Genomic DNA, 24,805 nt, shown 5'->3' on the forward strand with positions numbered 1-24,805 from the left:
TGCATGGATTATAAAGCAGAACTAAAAAACTTCTTTGCAGAACGTTGTTTATTTGACGAACCCATGGCCGCCCACACCACATACCGCACCGGCGGCCATGCGGAAGCTTTTGTTCTGCCCAAAACCCATGAAGATTGGAGCTTTGTCCTAAAACTGGCCCAAACGGCAAAAGTGCCACTGCGTGTGTTGGGCTTTGGTTCTAACATTTTGGTAGGCAGCCGCGGCATTAAAGGAATTGTGTGTTCCACCGAGCTCATGAACAATGTGCTGTGCGAGGGGGACACCCTGCGCGCCGAAGCGGGCGCCCCCCTAGATAAAGCGTGCGAGCTGTCCGCCAACGCGGGGCTGGCCGGCATGGAAAAACTTTCCGGTATTCCGGGCAGCATTGGCGGGGCCGTTTATATGAACGCCGGGGCTTTTGGGCAGGAAACTTTTGACTGCTTGGACTATTTTGATGTCATAGACCGCGAAGGGCGCCCCGCCACTTTGCTAAAAGAGGAATTAACCTACTCCTACCGCCATGTGGAAGGAATAGAAAAATTCATTATTCTTTCCGCCTCTTTTACTCTGCACAAGGCGGACTTTAAAACCTTGGTGCAAACGCGCAATTCCGTGTTGCACAAACGCACGGAAAAACAACCGCTGGAATATCCTTCCGCCGGCAGTGTTTTTAAACGCCCGGAAGGGGATTACGCCTCCCGCTTAATTGATGACACGGGGCTAAGAGGCCTTAGCGTAGGCGGGGCCAAAGTGTCGGAAAAACACGCCGGGTTTATTGTAAACTTTAACCATGCCACGCCGGAAGACATTAAAACGTTAATGACGCAGGTGCGGCAGAAAGTAAAAGAAAAACACGGGGTGGAGCTGGAGTTGGAGCAAATTTTGTGGGGTGAATTTAACTGATTTTTTAGGTAAAATTTCCGCTAAAAAATTTTGTTTGACGCATACCCCGCAATTAAGCTAAAATATATGTGTACTAAGAAAGCAGTAAATGGAGCCGTGGTGTAGCCTGGTTAACACGCTGCCCTGTCAAGGCAGAGACCGCGAGTTCGAATCTCGTCGGCTCCGCCATTTACAAACAATACCCGCCTTACGGCGGGTTTTTTATTGCGTTTTTACCTTTTATTATACCTGACAAGCTAAAATATGCAGCAAAAACCAATGCGTTGCAGGCAAAACAAAAACGGGCCCAAAAGCGGCCCGTTTTAACATAAATTGATGACGCAGTTCGGCTTAGTATCCGCGCTGGCCTTCTAAAGACTCGTCATTCTCTATCCAGTCCTGCACGTTAATGACCCGATATTCGTCGGCCGTGTCACGCACGTATACTTTTTCTATCCCGGCGTTAATAATCATGCGTTTACACATGGAGCAGCTGTTGGATTTGCAAATATACTCCCCGGTGGATACTTCCCGTCCGGCCAAATACATGCTGGCGCCCAGCATTTTATCACGCGGGGCGCTGATGATGGCGTTTGCCTCGGCATGTACGCTGCGGCACAGCTCGTAACGTTCCCCGCGGGGGATATTTAATTTTTGGCGGATACAAAAGCCCAAATCACTGCAGTTTTTGCGCCCGCGCGGGGCTCCCACATAGCCGGTGGAAATGACTTCGTCATTCTTTACAATTACCGCGCCATAGCGGCGGCGCAGGCAGGTACCGCGCTGGGAAACTACGTCCGCCAAATCCAAGTAATAATTTATTTTATCGCGCCGAACCATAAGCCACCTCCTTGATACGCCGGCTACACAGATTTTTTACCGCGCAGATGTTATCCTGCGCATAATACCCCATATTATATTTGAAAATAAGAAACCAGGCAATAAATTTTGCGTAGAAGTTTGTAATTATGCTTTCATATTATTCATACACTTTTGACAAAATGCATTGAGGTGCTCATGATGATAGCAGAAAAAGACGTTTTGAAATTAATGCATAAATATACTCAAATATTAGAAGAACTAAAACAATTAGAAGTTACCCGCACCTATAATAGCCCAGTAGGAGACTATGCCGAATGGCTAACCTCTAAAAAATTAGATCTGACACTAGAGCATAACTCAAAAAAGGATTTGATGCCTTGGATAAAAACAAAAAGAGATATCAAATCAAAAGCCGTTGGGAAAGAGGAAAAACAACCCCCAATAGCAGACAATTAAACGTTATAAGAAATTACACAAAAAAACAATTTGATTTTTTAATCATAGTGATTTTTGACGGGAAATTCAACGTGAAAGAGGCCTATTGTATTCCACATCAAATGATAGGTAAATACGGCAAATACAATGCCCATCAAAATGGTTATATTTTAACTGTTTATGGGAATTGGCTTTCTGATAAAAATATTAAAAACATTACTCCACTATTTAAATGAATGTTACAAAAAACCAAGCTGATTTTTAGCTTGGTTTTTACATACATTCATTGCAATTTTTATTCCCACTCAATGGTGGCGGGCGGTTTGGATGTAACATCGTAAATGACGCGGTTTACGCCGTCCACCTCGCTCACAATGCGTGAGGAAATGCGCTCCAGCACGTCATAAGGAATGCGCGCCCAGTCGCAAGTCATGGCGTCGGTAGAGGTTACGGCGCGCAAACCCACGGTGTGGAAGTATGTGCGTTCATCCCCCATCACGCCCACGCTTTTAATATTGGGAAGAAAAGCAAAATACTGCCAGATGGCGCTTTCCAGCCCGGCACGGGCAATTTCCTGACGAAGGATAGCGTCCGCCTCGCGGATGATATGCAGTTTTTCCGGCGTGATTTCACCCAAACATCTAACCGCAAGCCCCGGCCCCGGGAAAGGCTGCCGCCAAACCAGGTTGTGTTCCAGACCCAGTTCTTCCCCCAAGGCGCGCACTTCGTCTTTAAACAAAGAGCGCAAAGGCTCCAAAAGTTTAAATTTTAAATCTTTGGGAAGGCCGCCCACGTTGTGGTGGCTTTTAATCACGCTGGCGTTACCCGCGCCGCTTTCTATTACGTCCGGGTAAATGGTGCCCTGGAGCAAAAAGTCCATATGCCCCAATTTTTGGGCTTCTTCATCAAACACGGCAATAAATTCCCGGCCGATGATTTTGCGTTTTTCTTCCGGCTCCGTTACGCCGCGCAAAGCGTTTAAAAAGCGTTCCTGCGCGTTTACGCGTATTAAGTTTAAGCCAAAGCGGCCTTTAAAAACGCGTTCCACTTCGTCGCCCTCGTCTTTGCGCAAAAGGCCGTGGTCCACAAATACGCAGGTTAACTGGTTACCCACCGCCTGATGCACCAGCATGGCGGCAACGGAAGAATCCACCCCACCCGAAAGTGCACACAATACTTTTTTATCCCCCACCAGCTCTTTAATGCGGGCGATTTCTTCTTTGGCAAAGTTACCCATGCTCCAGTCCCCTTGCACGCCGCACACCTGGTATAAAAAGCGGTGCAATAGGGCACTGCCAAACGGGGTATGCAGCACCTCCGGGTGAAACTGAACGGCATACAAACGGCGGGAAGCGTCTTCCATCGCGGCTACGGGGCACAAATCCGTTACCGCCGTAACCCGAAAGCCGTCCGGCACTTTTTCTATATAGTCCCGGTGGCTCATCCAGCAGGTGTTTTGCGCTTCCAGCCCGGCAAACAGCGGGCTGGAGATGTCCAGCTTAATCTGCACTTTGCCGTATTCTTTAAAATCCGGGCTTTTTACTTTTCCGCCCAGCAAATGCGCGGCAAGCTGCGCCCCGTAACAAATGCCCAGTACGGGTATGCCCAGCTCAAAAATTTCTTTAGATATGCTGGGAGCCCCCTCTTCATACACGCTGGCGGGGCCTCCCGTAAAAATGATTCCCTTAGGGTTTCTTTCTTTGGCCGCCCGCACAATTTGCGTAAAGGGGAGCACCTCGCAATATACGTGGTCCTCCCGCACGCGGCGGGCGATAAGCTGGTTATACTGGCCGCCGAAATCGGCCACTAAAATCAGTTCATTGGGCATTACAAGTTCCCCTTGGAATAGTTGGTTTCTTCTTTGGTAATTAAAATATCATGCGGGTGGCTTTCTATTAAGCCCGCGTGGGTAATGCGTACAAACTGGCTGTTTTGGGCAAAAGTTTGCAAGTCTTTGGCGCCGCAATAACCCATGGCCGCGCGCAAACCGCCGATTAACTGGTAAACCACGTCCGCCAGCGGGCCGCGAAAAGGCACGCGCCCTTCTACGCCTTCGGGCACTAATTTTTTGCTGTTGTCTTGGAAGTAGCGGTCACTGCTGCCGGCTTTCATAGCGGCGCTGGAACCCATGCCGCGGTATGTTTTAAACGCGCGGCCGTTGTAAATGATGTTTTCCCCGGGGGATTCGGTCGTGCCGGCAAACAAAGACCCCAGCATGCACACGCTGGCCCCGGCGGCCAAGGCTTTGGCGATATCGCCGGAAAATTTAATGCCGCCGTCCGCAATAATGGGGATATTGTACTTGGCGGCCGCTTTGGCGCAGTCATACACGGCGGTTAACTGCGGCATGCCAATACCGGCTATCACGCGCGTGGTGCAAATAGCCCCCGGCCCGATGCCCACTTTAATACAATCCGCCCCAGCCTGGATAAGGGCTTCCACCGCCTGCGGGGTGCAAACATTGCCCGCAATAATTTGGCAGGAAGGAAAAGCCTCTTTTAACTGGCGGACCGCCTGTAATACTCCTTGGCTGTGGCCGTGCGCCGTATCCACCACCAGCACGTCCGCCTCGGCATGGAGCAAGGCCTCCGCGCGGGGAAGCATATCTTTGGTAATGCCCACGGCGGCGCCCACCAGCAGGCGGCCTCTCTCGTCCCGGGCGGAAAGAGGATATTCTATGCTTTTTTCTATATCTTTAATGGTAATGAGCCCTTTTAAGTGGGATTCATCATCCACCAGCGGCAATTTTTCTATGCGGTGTTTTTGCAAAATGGACTGCGCTTCTTTCAGCGAAGTGCCCACCTTGGCCGTTACCAGGTTTTCTTTGGTCATAATTTCGCTGATGGGGCGGGCGGGGTCTTTTTCAAAGCGCATATCCCGGTTGGTGATAATGCCCACCAGGCGGTTGTTTTTGTCCACTATAGGCACGCCGGAAATGTGGTATTTGGCGGTTAAGTTCCAAGCGTCCTGCAGCGTGTCTTCCGCCCGCAGGGAAAAGGGGTTGGTGATAACGCCGTTATCGCTTCTTTTTACGCTGTCCACCATATCCGCCTGTTTTTGGGAGGACATGTTTTTATGGATAATACCTATCCCCCCCTCACGCGCGATGGCAACAGCCATGCGGGCCTCGGTTACGGTGTCCATACCGGCGCTCATGAGCGGGATATTGAGCTTAATTTTTTGGGTAAGCCGCGTATTCACTTTTACGTCTTTGGGAAGCACGGCGGAGTGTTGAGGAACGAGGAGTACGTCGTCAAAAGTAAGACCTTCTTTGGAAAATTTTTCGTCCATGTATCAGTTAACCTTTCTTTTTATTATAGCGGTTTTCAAGCCGGGGCGCAAAAAGGGCCGGGGCCAAAAACCCGGCCCAAAAAGAAAATATGTACGCGTTAAATCTCGTCCCACCCCTCCACGGCGGAGCTTTGGTTATAGGCGGAAATATTCACCTCAAAAAAGTTGCCTTTTACGCTGCCTTCGCCGGCGGTATCGGCAATTTTTTCCAAATGCGGGTAGGGGTTTTTGTCAAAGCCTTTAAACAAGGGCTCCAGGCCTATTTCCTGCAAACGCTGGTTGGTGATAAACTTGGTGTAGGCCTCCGTGCTTTGGCGGGTGATGCCCAGTACGCCGTCCCCAATAATGTGGTTGCTCCAGGCTATTTCCCGTTCGGCCGCCTCGGCAAACATAGCATAGACTTCCTTCTCGTTAAAAAAATCCGGGCGGGTGCGCCAAATTTCTTTAATCATGTTGGAAAAAATGACACAGTGGACCAATTCGTCCCGGTTAATGTACTTTATCTCGTCCGCCGTTCCCATCATTAAACTGCGTGAAGCCAAATTGTAAAAAAAGTTGAACCCGTTGTAAAAATAAATGCCTTCCAGCAAGAAGTTGGCTATTAACACACGGGCAAAGTTATGCGGGGTTTTGTCGTCCAAAAAGCGCTGGTAAATTTCGGCAATGTATTGGTTGCGCTCCAGCAGGACGGGGTCCTCCCGCCATTTTTCATACACGGCGTTGCGTTTTTCCTCCGGGATAATGCTCTCAATAATATAGGCGTAGCTTTGGGAATGCACCGCCTCCTGATAGGTTTGAATGGCTAAAATGAGGTTTAGTTCCGGCGCGGTGATGTATTCACTGATATTGGGCAGGTTGTTGGTTTGTATGCTGTCCAAAAACACCAAAAAAGACAAAATGCCGTCATAGGCTTTTTGTTCGGCCGGGGTTAGTTCCGTATAGCTGCGTTTATCGTCAAACAGGGAAACTTTTTCCGGTATCCAAAAGTTTTCCATCATCACGCGGTACAGTTTATTGGCCCACGTGTATTTAACGTTATTTAAGTTAAATAAATTGGTAACGTTCCCGCCGATGATTTGGCGCGCGGAAACGTCATCATTTCCGTGTACGTTAAAAATGGGTTTTTGTTTCATGTGTTGGGTCATGGTAAAAGTCCTCTTATCCGGCACAACTGACGCATTCTTCCTTCTTGGCGCTGGTGCCGTCTTTTTGAATACTGCGGGTGTAGTATAACGTTTTTAAGCCTTTTTGCCAGGCGTCCATAATGGTTTGGTAAATGTCCTTGGCGCGGATATCCCGGTTTAAATTATAAATTAACTCAACGGACATCCCGGTATCTATCCATTTATTGATATGAGCCATAATATCCACCACTACGCGCTGGTCAATATTGCGGTTTTCCTGATAGTACCAAAATTTCTGTGCGATGAACGGCGGGCAATTGGGTATGCTGCCTTTGCCGTGCGTTTCCACAAAAAATTTGCTGTATACCGGCAGCACGCTGGCCGTACAGCCCTGTATTAAAGAAGAGCTGGTGTTAGGCGCAATGGCCGTTATTTGGGAATTGCGCACCCCGTATTGTTTTAACTCGTCAAAAATCAGCCGCCAGCGTTCTTTGAGGGAAGCGTTCTGCTCAAACCAATCTTGGCTGTGCCCCAAAATAACGCCGCGGCTCCAGTCAGAGCCCTCATAAGCGCCATAAGCACCCTTGGTCTTGGCAATATCAATACTGGCCTGTATACAGTAAACGGCAAATTTTTCAAACAACGCGTCCGCCGCCGGGGCGGATTTGGTATAAGCGATGTTACGCTTGGCCAGCCAGTCCGCCAGGCCCATTGCCCCCACCCCAATGGTGCGGTAGCGGCGGTTATGTAATACGCCTTCCAGTACGGGCACTTCGGTAAAGTCTATGGCGTTATCCAACAGCCGCACGGACGTGCGGCACACGCTTTCCAGCTCTTCATCACTTTCAATATTGGCCAAATTGACGGACACCAAATTGCATACGTGGATGAGTCCGCCGTGTTCCTCGCGCACAATTTTGTCCCCCTCCAGCTTTCGCGCGCCAAACTGCGTGGGGCGCACGTTGCTGTGGGACTCCGTACACAAATTGGTGCCCACGATCAGCCCATCGTGTTTGTTGGGGTTGAACCGGTTGAGCGTGTCTTTAAAAGCCAGGTACGGCATGCCCGTTTCCACCTGGGATTTCATCATCTTTTTAAAAAGTTCCTTGGCGGACACAAATTTACACATTTCCAGCTTGCCGGACCGAGCGTCCGCCTCCAGCCGGGCGTAAAATTCGTTAAACGCGGGGCCCCACAGCCCGCTCATTTCCGTCCAGTACACAGTGCGGATTTCATGGGGGTCCACCAACAGCCACTCTTCATTGGCGCGCACTTTCTGCATGAACAAATCCGGTATGACCACCTGGGGGAAAATATCATACGCTTTCATGCGCTGGTCTCCGTTTTCGGTGCGCAGTTCCAAAAAAGCCTCTATATCCATATGCCACACGTCCAGCGATACGGTAACCGCCCCTTTGCGTTTGCCCTGCTGGTTCACGGCTACCGCCGTATCATTAATAATGCGTATCCAGGGGATTACCCCGCCCGAAGCGTTTTTAATGCCTTTAATGCGCGCCCCTTTGCAGCGCACGCGGGAAAGGTTTACCCCCACCCCGCCGCCAAATTTGGAAATGGCGGAAATTTGGTCTATGACATAAAAAATAGAGTCCCGGCTGTCGTCCATTTGGGCAATAAAGCAGGAACTTAAATTGCCGTTGGGGCGGCGCAAATTCATCAGAAGCGGAGTGCCCAGCGAAATTTTACGGTCCGCCAATTTCTCGTATGTATCTTTTACCAACGCCATGCGTTCTTCGGGCGGCTCGTTCTGATGGGTTAATAAGGCAATGGTTAAAAACATATCCTGCGGCAATTCCACTATTTTATCGTTATATTCACACAGATAACGCTTAATAAGCAAATTGGCTCCGGCGTAATCATACACCATATCAAAAGCCGGGTTGATAAAAGAGGCCGCTTGGGCGATTTCCTGCGCGCTGTATTTGTCCGTTACTTGGGAGGTATACACGCCGCAGGCAGTATTTTCGGCCAGCGTGCGGGGATAATTATAAATATACCCGCGGGCGCGGCAGAGGCGGTATAAATCCAACATTTTTAAACGGCCGGCCACGTTTTTCCAATCCGGCTCCTGCAAAGACGTCATTTGCAAAGCCGAAAGCATTAAATGCTGCATGATTTGCGCGTCCGTGGCCGAGGCATTGATAAACGGAAATATTTTCTCCTGCAGCTGGGCGGGCTGCACGTGCAAGCCTTCCGTGGCGGCGGACAAAATTTGTTCTATCCGCCCGCCGGTAAGCGGGGCGGAAAAAAGAGAGAAGAAATCGTTATTCATAATTTTTCCTAATAAGAAGATAGACTTTTATTATAGCTAAATAAAACCCAAAAATAAAAAATTTTAAGGGTTAGTATTTCCCCGCTATACAACGGCTGGGAGCGCCGAATATAAAAAGATATAATTTAAATAAGTTATGAAAAAGTTTTTCTTTCTTCTCTTCTTTTTCTGCGCTTCCCCTTTGTGCGCCCAAAACCAAGACGGAAAAATCATCTCCCGGGTGCAAGCCCAAACCACCCGCATGAACCCTAAGGTGCTTTTGGAGCGTTTTCCCCTCAAACCGGGGGACCGTTTTACCGCCCAAGCGTATGACCGCGCCCAAGACGAACTGCACGACATGCGCGTTTTTAAAAAGCTGGATTTTACCCTTACCCCCCGCCCGGATAACAAACTGGACATCAACATATCCGCCGAAGACGGTTACTTTATCTTTCCGCTGGCGTTTGCCTCAGGCGGCGGGAAAAGCGTGGCGGCTTTGTCTTTGGCGGCGGGGAATTTATTTAAACAAGGGGAAATGTCTTTCTTCTTTGGCGGTGTCAGCCAAGACGGATTCACCGTAAACGCCGGCACCGCCCTTGGCAAACACAGTTTTTACGCCGGTTACAGCAAAATAAATACGAACCAGCGCTTCTATAAAAATGATTGGAGCAATACTTTTGGCGTCTTTTCCACCTCAGACGACGAAGGTGAATACACCCAAGACCTGCTGGCCCAAGTACACACCCGCAAAGAAAGTTTTACCTTCAGCTACACGCGCGAGTTAACGCCGGACCTAAGCCTCTTTTTGCGCCCGGAACTGGCGCGCTACCAATACGCGGACTCTTCCCTCATCCGGCTGGACCCGGGCGCCCACAACACCCTAACCGCCGGCCTGCAAATAAGCGACAATATCCGCAAAGGCGCCAACATGGGGGCCCTGTCTGGCTACGGGCTGACGGACAAGAAAAAAAGCCTGACGGACCTGCCCAAAACACGCTTTGGCCACGCCGGGAAATTATTTTATACGGACGGCGGTTCCTGGTCCGCCAGCGATTATCGCATCTCTAAACTGGGCATGCAGGCCACCTGGCTGGCTGAATTTAAAACCCGGCATTTACTGGCGTTGGAAATAAAAGCCCAAAACGCGTTTCAAGCGCATTTCAGCGATGAGATTTTATCCACTGATTTGCTAAGCGGCCAAGGCCGCTATGACCGCCAACTCCGCGGGCAGCGCGGCGCCGGAGCCAGCGCAGGGTTTGTGTATTATCTGCTTCGCAACAATACGGGGCTTTTGTCTTTGGCCCCCTTTTATGAAACGGCCTACGTCTACCGCGCAGGACGTTACCTCAACCACAGCGGGGCAGGGGCTACGCTTTCTTACAAACTGTGGCGTTTCCCCTTCCCGGTGGGGATTAACTACACCCATAACTTAACGGACGGCAGCCACCAAACCGCTTTTGTGTTTGGCGGCGCGTTTTAAGCCAAATTTACAATAAAACTTCTTTTTCCTTCCCCGGCTTAGGAACTATACGCCGAAAACTATTTTTTTATTATAATAAAGAGGTAGGAGTGTTACTTCATCATATTTAAAAGGAGAAGCTATGTGGTATGGAATTGCGGCCCTGAGACCGTTTGAACAATATGCCCTTTTTGGCGTTTTGTTTATCGCGGTGTTAGGGCTTTTGTACGCTTGGTTCCTGCGCAGACAAGTACTGCACGAGGACGCCGGCACCCCCGAAATGCAAAAAGTATGGGGCGCCATACGGGAAGGCGCTAACGCCTACCTGAAAAGACAATTAAAAACCATATTGCCGCTGATCGGGTTGCTGACGGTTTGTTTGTTCCTGTCCGTATACATTGTGCCCGTATCGGCCGATTCTATGGAACGCTTTGCCGGGTTATCCCCCGAAAAAGTCAAACTGATTGCCGCTTTCGGCCGCGCGGGCGCTTTTATTTTAGGCGCGGTGTTTTCCTTATTAGTGGGCCAGTTTGGTATGCGTATTGCGGTGGACGCTAACGTACGCGTGGCGGCCGCTTCCAAACGCAGCTTTGGGGACGCGTTAAAAATCGCTTACCGCGCGGGTACCGTAACCGGTATGTTGACCGACGGTTTGGGCTTGTTTGGCGGTACCATTATTTTTATCATTTTCGGCATTGCCGCGCCGGACGCCTTGCTGGGCTTTGGCTTTGGCGGCACGCTGCTGGCGCTGTTTATGCGCGTAGGCGGCGGCATTTACACCAAAGCGGCTGACGTAGGGGCTGACCTCGTAGGCAAAGTGGAAGCCGGTATTCCGGAAGACGACCCCCGCAACCCCGCCGTAGTGGCTGACTTAGTGGGCGACAACGTGGGTGACTGCGCCGGTATGGCCGCAGATATTTTTGAATCTTACGAAGTGACCATCGTTTCCGGCTTAATCTTAGGTATTTCTTTATGGAGAATTACCGGCCACCACGAATGGATTGTTTACCCGCTTTTGGTGCGCGGCATTGGGGTGTTGTGCTCCATCATCGGCACCTACGCGGTAAAAGATTCCAAACGCTCTGCCGGCAACGCCATGAAGGCTATCTTTAAAGGCTATACCATTTCCGCCGTTATCTCCGTGGCTATTTTCGGCGTACTGGCTTACTATTATATGACCGAAGTGCCCGGCGGCTGGTGGAGACCTTTCGCCGCCACCACCATCGGCATTATTTTAGCCATCACCATAGACCGCTTGACCGAATACTTCACAGGGACGGATAAAAAACCCGTGCAGGAAATTAAAAAATCCACCGCCACCGGTTCCGCCACCACCATTCTTTCCGGTATTGCGGTAGGGTTTGAATCGGCCGTGTGGAGCACCTTGGTCATTGCGGGCTCTATTTTCCTGTCCGTTATGATTTTCGGCACCATTGACGGCTTGGCCGCGGCGGAGAAATTCACCTTTATCCTCTACGGCGTGGCTATGACCGGTATCGGCATGCTGACCTTAACCGGCAACAACGTGGCGATGGACTCCTTCGGCCCGATTGCCGACAACGCCAACGGCATTGGCGAAATGGCCTGGCACGGCAAAGATGACGAAGAAACCAAAAAAGCCCGCCAAATCATGGCGGATTTGGACGGCGTGGGCAACACCACCAAAGCCATTACCAAAGGGGTGGCTATCGGCTCGGCCGTTATTGCGGCGGTGGCTTTGTTTGCCTCTTATATGGTGGACGTAAGCAACGTACAAAAATTGCTTAACGACGCTTGGGCCCAAGCCGGGGAAGGCAAAGCCCTTACGCTTTTATCCCAGGTGGGCATTGTTGTGTCTGACCCGACGGTATTTGTGGGCATGCTCATCGGCGGCGCGCTGCCGTGGCTGTTCTCTTCCTTTGCCATTAACGCGGTAAGCCGCGCGGCGGCGCTGATTGTGGAAGAAGTACGCCGCCAGTTTAAAGGAGGGGTATTGGAAGGAAAAGCCAAACCCGATTATACCAACGCCGTAAACATTTCCACCGTGGCCGCACAAAAAGAATTAATTGTACTGGCCGTGCTGGGCATTGTGTCCCCCATTGTGGTGGGGCTTGCCTTTGGGGTGGAAGCCTTGGGCGGTTTCCTGGCGGGTATTATCATATCCGGGCAGCTGCTGGCGGTGTTTATGTCCAACGCCGGCGGCGCGTGGGATAACGCCAAAAAAGTGGTGGAAGACGAACCCGGCGATATTGCCGCCAACACCGGCAAAGGGTCCGAACGCCACAAAGCCAGCGTGGTGGGCGACACCGTGGGTGACCCCTTAAAAGACACCGCCGGCCCCGCCGTAAACCCGCTGATTAAAGTGGTAAACATGGTGGCCGTTATCGTGGCGCCCATTGTGGTAAACTACCACAATGATTTCACCCCGCTTGGCAAAGTGGGTTGGTTAGTGGTTATTGTGCTGTTAGCGGTACTGAGTTGGGCTATTTTATCCAGCAAAAAACCCGCGCAGGACTTAACTGCTAAAAAATAAGTTTAACAACAAACAAAAACCCCGCTTGTTAAGCGGGGTTTTTTATTTTTACAATACGCAGATTTAATGGGCCGGACAATCATACACCAGGGCGCTGTATTCCACGTTATTGACTACAAAGGGGCTGTTGTAATCATAAGAAATATCCGTGTTATGCCAGCTGGCGCCTTTCACCCAAACGGTGTTTCCCCCCATATTGGCGGCATTATTGCGCAAATCCGCCGCTACTTGGGCGGACAAATCCGTCTCCCCGCGCAGCCAGCCCGAGGCAGTCGGGTTGGCATCCCCCAAAATACCCCCTTTAAACACGCAATTTTCAGCGGGTTTCTGCATAACCAGACGCACGTTGGCGCCGGCTTGCGTAACGGAAGCTTGCGTTAAAGAAGCGGCTTCTTCTTGAGCCGCCTGTTCCAACCCGGCGCACGCGCCGGCAAACACGGCCAGCAAAAACAAATAAAAAACTTTTTTCATATTCCTCCTTTTTCTGCCAAAATTATAGCAAATACCCAAATGTTTTTGATAATATGGATAAAAGAGGTCAAGTTATGGGGCTTATCATTTTCACGTCTTTCCTTGCGCTGGTAACGGGGCTTATCCTGCTGGGCAACACCCGCTCCGCCCGCATGCGCCGCTACGCCAAGCGCAACCACGCCCAATTTGACCGGCACCGCAGTTCCCTAACCACCCCGCTAAGCGCCGGGAAGCTGGAAATATTAAAAGAATATTTTCCCTTATTTCGCCACGTAATGACGTTTATGGACAACTTGGCCTTTATGCGCTTGGCTGACGCCGAAATTTACAAAGACGAGACCCCCAACGCAAAACCCGTTTGTGTAACCTTGTTTGCGGCTGAATTTAGAAACCGCAGTTTTCCCATATTAAAAATAGCGCCGCTGGGCTCCCCTTTTTACGCTTCCCAATACATGACGGTAAAAACCAATATCCCGGAAATTGACCGCAATTACCACATCAGCGCGCCCAACCAGGCGGCCGGCCTGCTTTTTACCCCCTATTTAAAAGGCTTGTTAAAAACCCGGGACAACATTTACCTGGAAGTGAACGACAATGCCTTTTTATATCATGAAAACTGCCTGCAAACAATAAAAGAATTGGAAAATTTCCACTGCCGGGCCGCCCAGCTTCTGGCGGAATTTGGCAACACCATGATTAATTTAGACAAACCCGGCTCAGCCACCATAAACGCCGCCATAAAGGCGGCCCCAAAGCCCAAGGCGCCGTTGTCTGACGAAGAATTTAACGCCAAAGCCCAAGCCATGCTTTCCGTTATGTGCCCCAAAGAAATTGCCCGTACCCACGGAAGCGCCAGTTTGCGCGGCTTTTGGGGAATTATTTTACTGGTGCTGCTGTTAGCTATCCCGGTGGTAGGGTGGCTTATATTAAAAAATTTCCCTCATTAAAAAACCCCGGGTTAACCGGGGTTTTTAATAACAAAGAACAGAATTATTTTTTCTCACCGTCCGGGATGTTAACACCCAAACTTTTTAAGAAAGCCCGGTTACTATACGGGCGGCCCAAAAACTTCTCCACCATCTCATTTTCATCATACACGGTGCCGGGTGTATAAATATACGCGCGGAGCTTGGAACCCAGCTCCTGGTTAAACAGGCCTTGCGCTTCAAACTGGGAGAAGATATCCTTCGCAATCACCAAAGACCAGGCGTACACATAATACCCCACGTCGTAGGGGTCAGTCAAAGACATAATATGCGCAAAACTGGCTTGCGGGTAGGTGTCTTCGGTCATTTCTATGCCGGTAATGTCTTTCATCATTTTGGCATAGAGTTTGGTGGTATTTACCCGGCGGTTTTTGGCATGGGCTTCCAAATCAAACTGTCCCAAAAAATTCTGCCGCAAGAAAGCGGTGGCTTCCCCCGCGTGGCGGGACTTAACCATAGCGCTTATCAGCTCGTCCGGTATAGGCTGGCCGGTTTTATAGTGGGCGGATATCCGCTTAAGCACCTGCGGCTGCCAGGCCCAGTTTTCCAGCAATTGGGAATGGGTTTCTATATAATCCCAGGCTACATTGTCCCCCGTTAAGCTGGCATATTTGGATGTAGCCAAAGACATTTGCAGCACGTGCCCAAATTCATGAAATAAGGTTTCCACCTCTCCGTGCCCCAATAACGAAGGAACCCCGTTTGCCGCCGGGGAAAAATTAGCGGCAATCACCACTGACGGGATTTGATAGCTTCCGTCCGGCAGTTGGAAGCGGTCCACAAAAGACCAGGTGGCCGCGTGGGTGTATTTGCCGTCGCGCGGGTATAAATCCATATAAAAATAAGAAATGATTTCCCGGGTGGAAGCGTCTTTAACCAGCCAGGCTTGCACGTCCGGGTGCCAAACGGGCAGGTCCGCTTTTTCAAAAGCCAGGCCGAAAATCCCGCCAAAAATTTCAAACATGCCGTCTATTACTTTTTGCGCGGGGAAGTACTCTTTTATTTTTTCATCATCCACTTGGTAATAGGCTTTTTTATATTGGTTTGCCCAATACCCCAGTTCCCAACCGGTCAGCTGGCGGCTGTCCGTTCCTTCCACTTTGTTTTTAAGGGCTAGATACTCCTGCATTTCCGCTTGGGCCAGCGGGGTGATTTGCGTTTGTAAATCCTGCAAGAAAGCGCGCAAATTTTCCTGCGTTTTTGCCATACGCACGGGAAGCACAAAATCCGGATATTGTTTATACCCCAGCAAAGCCGCCTGTTTGCGGCGCAAAACCAAGGTGTCCTCTAACAGTTTTACATTTTCTTTTCCGCCGCGGCGGGCAAACTTGGCTTGCAGCTCTTTGCGGGCGGCGTCGTCCTGCGCGTTTGCCATAAAGGGGTTATAGTCCGGATATTTCAGCGTGACAATGTAGCGCCCGTCCTCCGCGCGGGATAAACGGTTTATATAGGTTTCCCCCATCCCTTTTAACTGCTCTAGGGAGAGGAGCATCTCATCCTTATAATTATTTAAATTCACATTATAGCGGGTAATTTTCTCCAGACGCTCATCATTTAGTTTTAAATATTTTTTTAATTTGGCGTCGCTTAAAGACATGCCGGCCCGCTCATAGCGCTCCAGCCATTTGGCAAGCAGGCGGGCTTCTTCGTGCTCTAATTTTGGATTGGTCTGGGCGTACTCTTTTAACGCGCGGTATACGTCCCGGCGGGAAAAGATTTCCGCTTTCTTTTTGCTCCCTATGGTTTCCAACCGGGCAGCGGCTTCACGCACATCAGCGTCTTTATGAAAATAAGCCAATAAAGACAAATTTTTAGGCACAAACCAGTACTGCGTATAGGCAGTTTCCAGCGCCAGTACGGTATTATTAAAATCCCGCCGGGAAGCAGGCACCGCCGTTAACGCGGCCAAATTCTTTTCCAATTCTTCAGAAGCGCACTCCTCCAAAGAAGCGATCTCCTGCGGGGTATAATCAAAGCGAAGATGCCCGTCCCGGAACATATCGCCATAAGCGCCGGCAAAAGCGGCGCAGGGCAGCGCAACGGCTGCCAAACCTGTAAAAAATTTATTCATATTGTTATTATAGAAAATCTGGAACCGTTCCCTGCCTAAACGCGTAATTTCCTATAATATATATATGGATAAAGAACAAGACGTTATCGTAGCCAAAAGCGCTGGGTTCTGCCCCGGCGTAAAACGCGCTATAGATAAAGTGCTGGAGCTGGAAGCCGCCGGCAAAAAACCCATTTACACCATTGGTCCGCTGATACACAACAAACAAGTGACCGATATGCTGGCCGCCAAGCAGATTACTTCCATAGACAAACCGCAGGAAGCGCAAGACAAATCCGGCGTATTGGTTATCCGCGCGCACGGAATTACGCCGCAGTTTCAACAGGAAATTGAATCCTGCGGCATGGAAGTGGTGGACGCCACTTGCCCGCTGGTAAAACGAGCGCATGACGTTATCTCCCAATACGCCAAACAAGGCTATGATACCGTGATTGTGGGGGACGGAGGACACGCGGAAGTAATCGGCCTGTTGGGTTATACCCAAGGGCGAGGCACCGTGGTATCCGGCCCGGAAGAAGCCCAAAAACTCCCCCATTTTAAAAAAGTAAACGTAGTATCCCAAACCACGCAAAAAGAAAGTGTTTTTTATCAGACCGCCCAAATTATTAAAGACAAAGCGGACGAATGCCAAATATCCAATACCATCTGCCAACCCACCAAAGACCGCCAAAAAGAAACGGTGGAACTGGCTAAAAACGCGGATTTGGTCATTGTGGTGGGCGGCAAACACAGCGCAAACACCGCGCGCCTGGCCCTGTTGTGCCGCGGGTTGGCCCCGCAGGTGCTGCACATAGAAACCGAAAGAGAACTGCAGCCCGAACAAGTGCTGCGCGCCAAACAAATATTTATTACGGCCGGGGCCTCCACCCCCAACTGGGTGATAGACAAAGTGGCCAACTGGGTGCGCCAAACCCGCCAGACACACAACCGTTTTTCTTTGCCCACTTTCTTTTATAACGGGTGGAAGTTCTTTGTAAAATACTCTTTTTACACCGCCTTCGCGGCGATGGCTTTGGCCTATGTATGTATGAAATTACAAGGGGTGCGCACGGACTGGAAGTTATTATGGTTTGCGTGGTTGTTTGTGTTTGGGTTAACTTCCGTCAACCACGCAGCGGAACAAGCCCCCACCCGCGTGAGAAACTTGTCTTACATCTTGGGTTTTACCGCCTGCGCCGGGGCGTTGGTATTATCGGCCTTTACCGGTTGGCAGGTGTTGCTGTTGGCTTCCGTCTTTTTAGCGGCGGGGATTTTTTACCCGTTTAGGCATATACTGCACTCCAAGATAGCTTCTTTCCCCGGTACCAAAGACGTTGCCACCGCGCTGGGCTGGGCGTTTGCCTGCGCCTGGCTGCCCGCCTATGCGCATGGAATGCCCTTTCATAAAGCGGCGTATTTGGCCGTATTCTATGCGGGGCTGTTGGTGTTTACGCGCTCGGTTACGCTGGGGTTTTCTTCCGCCAATAAAGATTTAATGGTGGGCAAAGAAAGCTTCTACAAAGCATTTGGCATGGCCGCCACCAAATGGGCCGTTACGTTTATTTTAACCGCGCTTACCGGCGCGCTGGCCGCTTTGTGGTTCATGCCGTGGAAACCGCTGCTGACGGGTATGCTTCTTATTGGGAACGTATACACGGTTTTTATTGTAATATATTATTATAGCCATGTTACGGCCCGCAATATAAAGCAAGAAACTTTAATTGACGGCCAATTCTTTATCTTATGGCTGTTTTGTTACCTGACCAAATTATTTTAACAGATATAAGGGGTAAAAATGACGATTAAAAAGATTGGTATTCTGACCGCCGGCGGAGACTGCCCCGGCTTAAACGCCGTAGTGCGCGCCGTAAGCAAAAACGCGCTACAGCACGGCATTGAAGTATTGGGCTTTAAAAACGGTTTTGACGGCCTGGTACGCAACGAGTTTATACACATCAATAATGATTTGGTTTCCGGCATTTTAACCTTAGGCGGAACCATTTTGGGAAGCAGCAACATCGCCAACCCTTTTAAATATACGTTGGCGCCGTTTGGCTCGGCCGAAAACCCGGTGGATTTGTCCGGCGCGGCCTTGCATAATTTTAAAGAAAACCAGCTGGACGCGCTGATCACCATCGGCGGGGACGGCACGCTGCATATGTCCCAGCAATTTGTAGATTTGGGTATGCCCATTGTGGCCGTACCCAAAACCATTGATAATGACTTGTCCGCCACGGATCAAACATTCGGGTTTGATTCCGCCCTTTCTATCGCAACCGAAGCCATAGACCGCCTGCACACCACGGCCCAAAGCCACCACCGCGTGATGATTGTGGAGACCATGGGCCGTTACGCCGGGTGGATAGCGCTGCGCTCCGCCATTGCGGGCGGCGGGGATATTGTGCTTATACCGGAAATCCCGTATAATGACGACGTTATCGCCAACTATATTTTAGAACGCCGCAGCCGCGGCAAGACATTCAGCATTGTGGTAGCGGCGGAAGGAGCCAAAAACGAAGCGGGCGAGCAAGCCGTCACCCGCACTGTAGCCGGCAGCACGGACCCGGTACGCTTGGGTGGAATCGCATACAAATTAAGCCAAATGATTGAAGAAAAAACCAAAATAGAATCCCGCGCCTGCGTACTAGGGCACACCCAGCGCGGGGGCACTCCCACCGCTTTTGACCGTTGGCTTTCCACCCTGTACGGCACCAAAGCGCTGGATATGGTATTAGAAGGAAAATTTGGTTATATGGCCAGCCTGCGGGCGTTCCAAATGCAGGAAGTAAAAATCGCGGATGCGATTTCCAAATTAAAACGCGTTGATCCCCACGGGGAAGAAGTAAAAGCCGCGCTGGAAGTGGGCATGAGTTTTGGCTCGGCTGATATCGGCTAAGGAGAAAAAATGAACGAAGCTTTAGACATTATTTACGGCATTCACCCGGTTATGGAAGCGCTGCGCAGCAAAAAGCGCAACGTCACCCAGTTGTTTGTGACCGACGGGAAAGCCGGGCACCGCCAAGTGGAAGAAATCATCCGTTTAGCCAAACGCAATAACGTAAAAGTGGACCGCATAGAACCCCGCGTACTGGATAAGCTGACCCACGGCGCCAACCACCAAGGCGTGCTGGCTAAAATCCAGCCCATTAAATTAATGAAACTTTCCACCGCGCTGTATGAGTCAGACGGAAATAAAAAAGACCTGTGGCTGGCCGTGGATGAAATGACGGACCCGCAAAACCTGGGGGCCATTATCCGCAGTGCGGCGTGTTTGGGCTTTTCCACCATTATTTTGCCCCAGCGGCGCACCGTGGGCATTACGCCGGCGGTATACCGTGTGGCCTGCGGCGCGATTGAAAACATCAATATTGTGGAAGTGGCCAACTTAAACACCGCATTAATTGACCTGAAAGAAGAAGGTTTCTGGGTATATGGGGCAGATATGGAAGGCCAATCCATTACCGAAACGGACTATGCCTCCCCCGCCGTGCTGGTAATTGGAAGCGAAGGATTTGGCATACGGGAAAAAACGGCCGAAAATTGCGACCAAATCATATCCATTCCGCAAAAAGGCGGGGTGGAAAGCTTAAACGCTTCCGCCGCGGCCAGCATTATCATGTACGATATGATGGCTAAAGTACAGCTAAAAAAATAATACCGCTAAAACTTCATTTCATCCCCGTTTGCGTAAAACGGGGATTTTTTATTCCGGATCTGTTCTCCCCTCCTACCGCCATACCCATAAACGTTTTTCCCGGCGAGAGCGATAAAAAATATCCCCAGCCAGTCTGCGTAAATATAACAAAACGCTCTGGGCTTAAAAGCAGAAAGTGCGGTTTTTAGCACAAAAAAGCGGAGGTTTTAAATTCTCCGCTTTTAACCGTATTTGTATTCAAAAAAGGTTAACGCAAATAAATATCTATGGTGTCTATTTGGTTATCCGTCTGGTCAAACACCTTGAGGGTTAATTTGCGGTCAACAATTTCCCCCAATGCATAATGATAGGCCGCCACGTAGCGCGCGGTGGAAGAATCCCCCGTTATACGTTTTTGAGGCTCCAGCCCGGCGGCCCCCAAGGTAACATAGGTTACCCCGCGTACGTTCGGCTCCCCGCGAAACATGGGGAAGGTGCGCTCGTAATTGGGGGAATTACCCTGTAAGACCAAATTCACTTTATAATTTTCAAACAGTTTAATTAATTTGGAAGCGGCCTCATTATTAGGCGTAATCGGCCCGGTGGAATACAATGGGGCGTTAATTACCACTATCTTCCATTTTCCTTCCACATTGGAAGTAAGCGCCGTTTTCAGCCATTTCATTTGGGCGGAATCCTCTTCCAAGCTGGGCGCCCACACCGCGCCGTATATGGCATTGGCGTCTAGAAAAATAAAACGGGCATTGGCGGTATCAAACGTATAATATTTGGGAGTGCCGGTACCCCAGCTCATGCTGTGAAAATTGGAATAATTGGCGCGCAGGAAAGATTTACTGCTTTGTTGCGCGCGGTCCGGTCCGTATTCATTCGGCCCCAGCGCTACAAGCAATGGGTTGCGAGCCAACACCTCTTTAAACGGGGTGAAGAATTCCCGGTCGGCGTCTGCATTTAAACCGCTGTGCGTGATGTTGCCGGTATGAATAAAAAAATCGGCCTTTTTTTCTTTCATGCGGGCCGCCAAGGCGCGGCGGGCTTCGGCGGCAAAATCCGGCGGGATAATGCCGTCTTCCCCCGCCACCGGCTGAGGGGCGCCCGTATTGCCCAACGCCAAGAATTTTACCTCTTTGCGCTCCGGAGAGAATAATGTGCGGAAACTCCCCTCCAACGGCACCTGCACTCCGTCTTTGGCTTGGTTGTATACATACAAACGGTAACAATAATCCTGATTGGGCACCAAACCGTACAAAATGGCTTTGTGGGAGGTGGAAGACGGGGTAATCGTCATCAGCTGGTTGCAGCGCGGTACGGGGCCGTACTCCAGCCAAGAAGGAGTATCCTCATCCGTCTGCCAACGCAAGACCATGGTGCTTTGGGTAGGGTCTTCTATATACGGGCCGCGCACAAGCTGCGCCGCGGCGGCAGGCAACAAGGCCGCACATACTGCAAAAAAAGTAAAAACGGTTTTTCTCATATCTTTATTTATTTTACTAAAAATATACCCCGCTATAAGCTAGTTAATAAAAGTATATTAAAAAACCCGCGCGGGCTAACTTAAATTTTGCTAAATTAATAGTATGAGAAAATTATTTTTACTTTTAACCTTAATCACCTTGCCTGCTTTTATGGTACAGGCAAAAACATTGGACGCAAGAGCGTCTTACTTATGGTCTTCCGATAAGAACCAGGCGATGGCTTCCTTATCCGTGGCGCCTACTTATAATACACGGGCCGGTTTGGTGGCGCGTTATGTGAAAGATATGCGGGATTATTCTTTCGGCCGTTTGAAAGACCCTATTTATTCCGTCTATCTTCCATTGCTCTTTCAGTTTGAGTTATTAGACATTGAGCTGACCCCTTTTTACTATTTTGAACACAATGCCGATAACCCCTCCTATCAAGACGCCTATGCCTACGGGGGTACTTTCGCATTAACCATGTTAATGGAAAATGACCAAGTAAACGACATTTACACCCGCGCGCGTCTGGGCGCCAGCTATGCGCGGCAGCAAGGCACTTTGTTTACTAAAGATGCCGCGCCGGAAAATACAGACTATGCCCAAGCGGCGTATTTCTTACAGTTAAGCCACAGCCTGTTCCGGGCGTACCGGTTGGAAGCCACCGGGGCGGCGTTTCAATATCCAGACGGGATTACCGGAGTTACCGCTTTTCGCGGAGTATTAAACCAACAAGATTTAGTGGCTCTGCAAACCTTGGACATTACGCGTGATTTGCGCAAATACGCTTTAGGCGGGCGCTTTGTACGTATGTGGGCGGAGTCTGGCTCCACATTATATATCGGCTATTCTTTTACCGAAAACTACACGGCCGACCCGGACCACTCTTTTATTATCGGCAATTCGTTCCCTCTTGTGAAAAACGTATTTTTTGACATGGCTTACAACCATATAGAAACCACCAGCCACAAAAATAAAAGAGACATCTTTTATTTAGGCTTAGGAACCTCTTTCTAGGATAATATTATGAGCGAAAAAGATTTTAAAGAAAAAGACGCTTCCAACAAAATTTTATCGCTGGTATCGCATAAATTAAAAACCCCGTTATCCATTATTAACGGGTATTCAGAAGCCATTTTGTCTCAAGCGGGAAAAGAAAAATTTTCCCCCTTTACTTCCAAAGCCCTGGAAGAAATAAATAAACAAGGCGGCAAAATGGCGGAATTGGTGGACAAGCTGTTAAACTACAATAAAATATCCGCCATGAAACCCGCAGACTTAAAGAAAACGGACATCAATTTAAAAACTTTGGTAAAAGAATGCGCTTCCCGCGCTATCGCCAAAGATGACGATTCCGCCGCCCCGGCGCCTGCTGCCTCCGAGCCGGCCGCCAAACGCGGAACCTATATAGAAATTGACTGTTCCGAACGTTTAAGCGTGCACGCCGATAAAGAAATATTAAAAGCCATGCTGGAAGAAATGCTGGATAATGCCATTAAATTTAATAATAAAATGGAAAAAATCATTAAACTGCAATGCGCCAACCACGGAGATACGGTTTCCATATCCGTGCGCGATTACGGCGCCGGCATACGCCCGCAGGACGTAAACCGCATTTTTGATCCTTTTTACCAAGTGGATGACTATTTTACCGGCCAAATAAACGGCTGGGGTTTGGGCCTGCCCATGCTAAAAAACGGGGCGGAATTGCATGGAGGAACGGTAAATGTCGTGTCAGACCGGGGCCTAGGTTCTATTTTCACCGTTACGCTGCCCATACAATGAACTCTTTAGACTGCATACAAGAAGCCACCACTCAATGTGAAGCGCTGCGCGGCCAGCTAACCGCTGACGCCCGCCTGCTGGCGGAATTTTACCGCCGGCTGGAACAAATATCGGCCCAACTCCATAAAAATATGGACGTGCGGGACGCGTCCTTTGCGGAGGAATTTAACAGCTTCTGCCAAAACTTGCGCACAAATACGGACAAGCAAGAAGCGGCCTGGGCCCAAATACGCGCCCAAGCCCGTTCTTGGACCAAGAACGATTACGGCGCCGACATGGCCCTGCCCGCAAAAGGATTTAACAACAAAGCAAAAACACTTTCCCGTATGTGTGATGAATTTACCACGGAATACCACCGCTTTTACCGTTTATATCAAGGTTATACGGCGCAAAAATTAAATGTATGGTTGTTAACTTCCTGCGCGACTGCCGTTAATAATATTACGGACAAAGTCTTATTTCTGGCGCGGGAAATTGCCAAAAACGCGGAACGTTACCGGAGGCTATAAATGTTTAACAAAGAAAAACCTCTTTACTATTACCAAAAAACCAGCACCATTTGCCTGACCATTATTGCCGCGGGCATTGTTACCGCCATGCTGGTGTATACAAAAGCGGTGCTTATTCCGTTGGTTATATCCATCTTTTTATACACTATTCTGATACAAATGACCAATCTCCTGCGCCATAAACTTTCTTTTCCCAAGTGGTTGGCGGTAAGCTTTTCCATATTGGTTTTTTTAGCGTTGTTTGCCGCCATTATTTTGTTTACCGTCAATTCTATCGGGGATTTCTTAAAAGGGGCGGAAGTATATAAAGAAAATTTGCTAGGCACAGCGCAAGATATTTTAACCCGCCTTCAACACCACGGCATAGAAATTGACCAAACTTCCGTTATCACCGCGCTAAGGGACTTGCCTTTATTTAATTGGCTTAAAAACTTTGGGGGTAAATTATTCTCCGTAGTATCCAACGCCACCCTGATACTGTTGTTTATGATTTTCTTTTTGCTGGGCAGCAAAAAAACCCCTCCCATTACCAATGAAACAATTAAAGAAATGCTGTCTAACGTATCAGTTTATTTATCTGTAAAGCTAATCACTTCTCTTTCCACCGGGATTATTATTGCCATTATCTTACTGGCCTTTAAAGTAAAACTGGCCCTGCTGTTTGCTTTATTTGCGTTTCTGCTTAATTTTATCCCCAGTGTGGGTTCCATTATCGGCGTATTGTTACCGGTGCCGGTCTTATTTTTACAATTTGGGTTTGGCGGACATTTGTTTCTAATAGTAGGGTTGTTAACTGCCACGGAGTTTATTATTGGAAACCTTGTTGAACCCCGTTTCCTGGGGGACGGGATGGATTTACACCCCGCCGTGGTTATTGCTTCTTTAATCTTTTGGAGCTTGGTTTGGGGCGTTCCGGGCGCGTTTTTATCCGTGCCCATTACGGCGTCCGTTAAAATTATTTTGGGGAAAATAAAACACACCCGCCCCGTAGCGGAGCTGCTGGCGGGAAGGCTTCCCCACTAAAGTTATCCCCGGCGCCCGCCGGGGATTTTTATATAGAATAAAAAGCCATACATAACCCGCCCCTCCAGTAAAATGGGG

Annotated in this window: 20 protein-coding genes and 1 tRNA gene; 13 read left to right on the forward strand and 8 right to left on the reverse strand. The window is 49.5% G+C overall.

The annotated features are described in order from the left end of the window. Nucleotides 1-3: 3 nt before the first annotated feature. Both murB and ACQY33_RS02440 read left to right on the forward strand, forming a co-directional pair. A complete protein-coding gene (gene murB / locus ACQY33_RS02435) occupies nt 4-903 on the forward strand; it encodes a UDP-N-acetylmuramate dehydrogenase (protein ID WP_428073578.1) in 900 nt (299 codons plus the stop codon). Nucleotides 904-993: 90 nt separating this feature from the next. Further along, a tRNA-Asp gene (locus tag ACQY33_RS02440) sits at nt 994-1,071 on the forward strand. A 162-nt stretch (nt 1,072-1,233) separates the two neighbouring features. On the opposite strand, the gene ACQY33_RS02445 is transcribed toward ACQY33_RS02440, so the two are convergent. Then, nucleotides 1,234-1,722, reverse strand: coding sequence for a deoxycytidylate deaminase (locus ACQY33_RS02445; protein WP_428073580.1), 489 nt, complete (start codon nt 1,720-1,722; stop codon nt 1,234-1,236). A 177-nt stretch (nt 1,723-1,899) separates the two neighbouring features. On the opposite strand from ACQY33_RS02445, the gene ACQY33_RS02450 reads away from it, so the two are divergent. Further along, the gene (locus tag ACQY33_RS02450; RefSeq protein WP_428073582.1) at nt 1,900-2,160 is read left to right on the forward strand and encodes a hypothetical protein; all 261 of its coding nucleotides are present in this window, start codon (nt 1,900-1,902) and stop codon (nt 2,158-2,160) included. A gap of 274 nt (nt 2,161-2,434) precedes the next feature. Here the strand turns inward: ACQY33_RS02450 and guaA are convergent, their stop codons facing one another. From guaA to ACQY33_RS02470, 4 genes are all read right to left on the reverse strand, one after another. Next, on the reverse strand, nt 2,435-3,967 hold the full coding sequence (gene guaA / locus ACQY33_RS02455) for a glutamine-hydrolyzing GMP synthase (RefSeq protein WP_428073584.1): 1,533 nt from the start codon (nt 3,965-3,967) through the stop codon (nt 2,435-2,437). Next, a complete protein-coding gene (gene guaB / locus ACQY33_RS02460; protein ID WP_428073586.1) occupies nt 3,967-5,430 on the reverse strand; it encodes an IMP dehydrogenase in 1,464 nt (487 codons plus the stop codon). The genes guaA and guaB overlap by 1 nt, the downstream gene beginning before the upstream one ends. 98 nt (nt 5,431-5,528) lie before the next feature. Continuing rightward, on the reverse strand, nt 5,529-6,563 hold the full coding sequence (locus tag ACQY33_RS02465; protein WP_428073696.1) for a ribonucleotide-diphosphate reductase subunit beta: 1,035 nt from the start codon (nt 6,561-6,563) through the stop codon (nt 5,529-5,531). Between the two features lie 25 nt (nt 6,564-6,588). Next, nucleotides 6,589-8,844, reverse strand: a complete 2,256-nt coding sequence (locus ACQY33_RS02470; protein WP_428073588.1) for a ribonucleoside-diphosphate reductase subunit alpha — start codon at nt 8,842-8,844, stop codon at nt 6,589-6,591. A gap of 136 nt (nt 8,845-8,980) precedes the next feature. On the opposite strand from ACQY33_RS02470, the gene ACQY33_RS02475 reads away from it, so the two are divergent. Both ACQY33_RS02475 and ACQY33_RS02480 read left to right on the forward strand, forming a co-directional pair. Next, nucleotides 8,981-10,303, forward strand: coding sequence for a hypothetical protein (locus ACQY33_RS02475; protein ID WP_428073590.1), 1,323 nt, complete (start codon nt 8,981-8,983; stop codon nt 10,301-10,303). 121 nt (nt 10,304-10,424) lie between these two features. Continuing rightward, a complete protein-coding gene (locus ACQY33_RS02480) occupies nt 10,425-12,794 on the forward strand; it encodes a sodium-translocating pyrophosphatase (protein ID WP_428073592.1) in 2,370 nt (789 codons plus the stop codon). Between the two features lie 63 nt (nt 12,795-12,857). On the opposite strand, the gene ACQY33_RS02485 is transcribed toward ACQY33_RS02480, so the two are convergent. Beyond that, nucleotides 12,858-13,265 (reverse strand): DUF4156 domain-containing protein, encoded by a 408-nt coding sequence (locus tag ACQY33_RS02485; RefSeq protein WP_428073594.1) that lies wholly within the window; start codon nt 13,263-13,265, stop codon nt 12,858-12,860. 74 nt (nt 13,266-13,339) lie between these two features. Between ACQY33_RS02485 and ACQY33_RS02490 the strand changes: the two genes are divergently transcribed. After that, complete coding sequence (locus tag ACQY33_RS02490; RefSeq protein WP_428073596.1) at nt 13,340-14,212, forward strand: hypothetical protein; 873 nt, start codon at nt 13,340-13,342, stop codon at nt 14,210-14,212. 43 nt (nt 14,213-14,255) lie between these two features. On the opposite strand, the gene ACQY33_RS02495 is transcribed toward ACQY33_RS02490, so the two are convergent. After that, complete coding sequence (locus tag ACQY33_RS02495; protein WP_428073598.1) at nt 14,256-16,322, reverse strand: M3 family metallopeptidase; 2,067 nt, start codon at nt 16,320-16,322, stop codon at nt 14,256-14,258. Between the two features lie 64 nt (nt 16,323-16,386). On the opposite strand from ACQY33_RS02495, the gene ispH reads away from it, so the two are divergent. The 3 genes from ispH to rlmB are packed head-to-tail and all read left to right on the forward strand — an operon-like array spanning nt 16,387 to nt 19,956. Next, nucleotides 16,387-18,078, forward strand: a complete 1,692-nt coding sequence (gene ispH / locus ACQY33_RS02500) for a 4-hydroxy-3-methylbut-2-enyl diphosphate reductase (RefSeq protein WP_428073600.1) — start codon at nt 16,387-16,389, stop codon at nt 18,076-18,078. A gap of 18 nt (nt 18,079-18,096) precedes the next feature. Beyond that, nucleotides 18,097-19,197 carry a 6-phosphofructokinase gene (locus ACQY33_RS02505; RefSeq protein ID WP_428073602.1) on the forward strand — a complete coding sequence of 367 codons (1,101 nt, stop codon included), beginning with the start codon at nt 18,097-18,099 and terminating at the stop codon, nt 19,195-19,197. Nucleotides 19,198-19,206: 9 nt separating this feature from the next. Further along, nucleotides 19,207-19,956 carry a 23S rRNA (guanosine(2251)-2'-O)-methyltransferase RlmB gene (rlmB, locus tag ACQY33_RS02510; protein WP_428073604.1) on the forward strand — a complete coding sequence of 250 codons (750 nt, stop codon included), beginning with the start codon at nt 19,207-19,209 and terminating at the stop codon, nt 19,954-19,956. 247 nt (nt 19,957-20,203) lie between these two features. On the opposite strand, the gene ACQY33_RS02515 is transcribed toward rlmB, so the two are convergent. Continuing rightward, complete coding sequence (locus ACQY33_RS02515) at nt 20,204-21,427, reverse strand: metallophosphoesterase (RefSeq protein WP_428073606.1); 1,224 nt, start codon at nt 21,425-21,427, stop codon at nt 20,204-20,206. A 103-nt stretch (nt 21,428-21,530) separates the two neighbouring features. Here ACQY33_RS02515 and ACQY33_RS02520 point away from each other — a divergent pair, with 103 nt between their 5' ends. The 4 genes from ACQY33_RS02520 to ACQY33_RS02535 are packed head-to-tail and all read left to right on the forward strand — an operon-like array spanning nt 21,531 to nt 24,727. Then, nucleotides 21,531-22,427 carry a hypothetical protein gene (locus tag ACQY33_RS02520; RefSeq protein WP_428073608.1) on the forward strand — a complete coding sequence of 299 codons (897 nt, stop codon included), beginning with the start codon at nt 21,531-21,533 and terminating at the stop codon, nt 22,425-22,427. Nucleotides 22,428-22,436: 9 nt separating this feature from the next. Beyond that, nucleotides 22,437-23,195, forward strand: coding sequence for a sensor histidine kinase (locus ACQY33_RS02525; protein ID WP_428073610.1), 759 nt, complete (start codon nt 22,437-22,439; stop codon nt 23,193-23,195). Then, a complete protein-coding gene (locus ACQY33_RS02530) occupies nt 23,192-23,704 on the forward strand; it encodes a hypothetical protein (RefSeq protein WP_428073612.1) in 513 nt (170 codons plus the stop codon). Before ACQY33_RS02525 ends, ACQY33_RS02530 begins: the two co-directional genes overlap by 4 nt. After that, the gene (locus ACQY33_RS02535; RefSeq protein WP_428073614.1) at nt 23,705-24,727 is read left to right on the forward strand and encodes an AI-2E family transporter; all 1,023 of its coding nucleotides are present in this window, start codon (nt 23,705-23,707) and stop codon (nt 24,725-24,727) included. Nucleotides 24,728-24,805 lie beyond the last annotated feature (78 nt).

This window comes from Candidatus Avelusimicrobium aviculae (genome assembly GCF_949292495.1).
GTDB lineage: Bacteria > Elusimicrobiota > Elusimicrobia > Elusimicrobiales > Elusimicrobiaceae > Avelusimicrobium > Avelusimicrobium aviculae.

Excerpts from the sequence above, each read along its gene's own strand:
- murB (WP_428073578.1), top strand. The coding sequence starts at position 4 with ATGGATTATAAAGCAGAACTAAAAAACTTCTTTGCAGAACGTTGTTTA.
- ACQY33_RS02445 (WP_428073580.1), bottom strand. The coding sequence starts at position 1,722 with ATGGTTCGGCGCGATAAAATAAATTATTACTTGGATTTGGCGGACGTA.
- ACQY33_RS02450 (WP_428073582.1), top strand. The coding sequence starts at position 1,900 with ATGATGATAGCAGAAAAAGACGTTTTGAAATTAATGCATAAATATACT.
- guaA (WP_428073584.1), bottom strand. The coding sequence starts at position 3,967 with ATGCCCAATGAACTGATTTTAGTGGCCGATTTCGGCGGCCAGTATAAC.
- guaB (WP_428073586.1), bottom strand. The coding sequence starts at position 5,430 with ATGGACGAAAAATTTTCCAAAGAAGGTCTTACTTTTGACGACGTACTC.
- ACQY33_RS02465 (WP_428073696.1), bottom strand. The coding sequence starts at position 6,563 with ATGAAACAAAAACCCATTTTTAACGTACACGGAAATGATGACGTTTCC.
- ACQY33_RS02470 (WP_428073588.1), bottom strand. The coding sequence starts at position 8,844 with ATGAATAACGATTTCTTCTCTCTTTTTTCCGCCCCGCTTACCGGCGGG.
- ACQY33_RS02475 (WP_428073590.1), top strand. The coding sequence starts at position 8,981 with ATGAAAAAGTTTTTCTTTCTTCTCTTCTTTTTCTGCGCTTCCCCTTTG.
- ACQY33_RS02480 (WP_428073592.1), top strand. The coding sequence starts at position 10,425 with ATGTGGTATGGAATTGCGGCCCTGAGACCGTTTGAACAATATGCCCTT.
- ACQY33_RS02485 (WP_428073594.1), bottom strand. The coding sequence starts at position 13,265 with ATGAAAAAAGTTTTTTATTTGTTTTTGCTGGCCGTGTTTGCCGGCGCG.
- ACQY33_RS02490 (WP_428073596.1), top strand. The coding sequence starts at position 13,340 with ATGGGGCTTATCATTTTCACGTCTTTCCTTGCGCTGGTAACGGGGCTT.
- ACQY33_RS02495 (WP_428073598.1), bottom strand. The coding sequence starts at position 16,322 with ATGAATAAATTTTTTACAGGTTTGGCAGCCGTTGCGCTGCCCTGCGCC.
- ispH (WP_428073600.1), top strand. The coding sequence starts at position 16,387 with ATGGATAAAGAACAAGACGTTATCGTAGCCAAAAGCGCTGGGTTCTGC.
- ACQY33_RS02505 (WP_428073602.1), top strand. The coding sequence starts at position 18,097 with ATGACGATTAAAAAGATTGGTATTCTGACCGCCGGCGGAGACTGCCCC.
- rlmB (WP_428073604.1), top strand. The coding sequence starts at position 19,207 with ATGAACGAAGCTTTAGACATTATTTACGGCATTCACCCGGTTATGGAA.
- ACQY33_RS02515 (WP_428073606.1), bottom strand. The coding sequence starts at position 21,427 with ATGAGAAAAACCGTTTTTACTTTTTTTGCAGTATGTGCGGCCTTGTTG.
- ACQY33_RS02520 (WP_428073608.1), top strand. The coding sequence starts at position 21,531 with ATGAGAAAATTATTTTTACTTTTAACCTTAATCACCTTGCCTGCTTTT.
- ACQY33_RS02525 (WP_428073610.1), top strand. The coding sequence starts at position 22,437 with ATGAGCGAAAAAGATTTTAAAGAAAAAGACGCTTCCAACAAAATTTTA.
- ACQY33_RS02530 (WP_428073612.1), top strand. The coding sequence starts at position 23,192 with ATGAACTCTTTAGACTGCATACAAGAAGCCACCACTCAATGTGAAGCG.
- ACQY33_RS02535 (WP_428073614.1), top strand. The coding sequence starts at position 23,705 with ATGTTTAACAAAGAAAAACCTCTTTACTATTACCAAAAAACCAGCACC.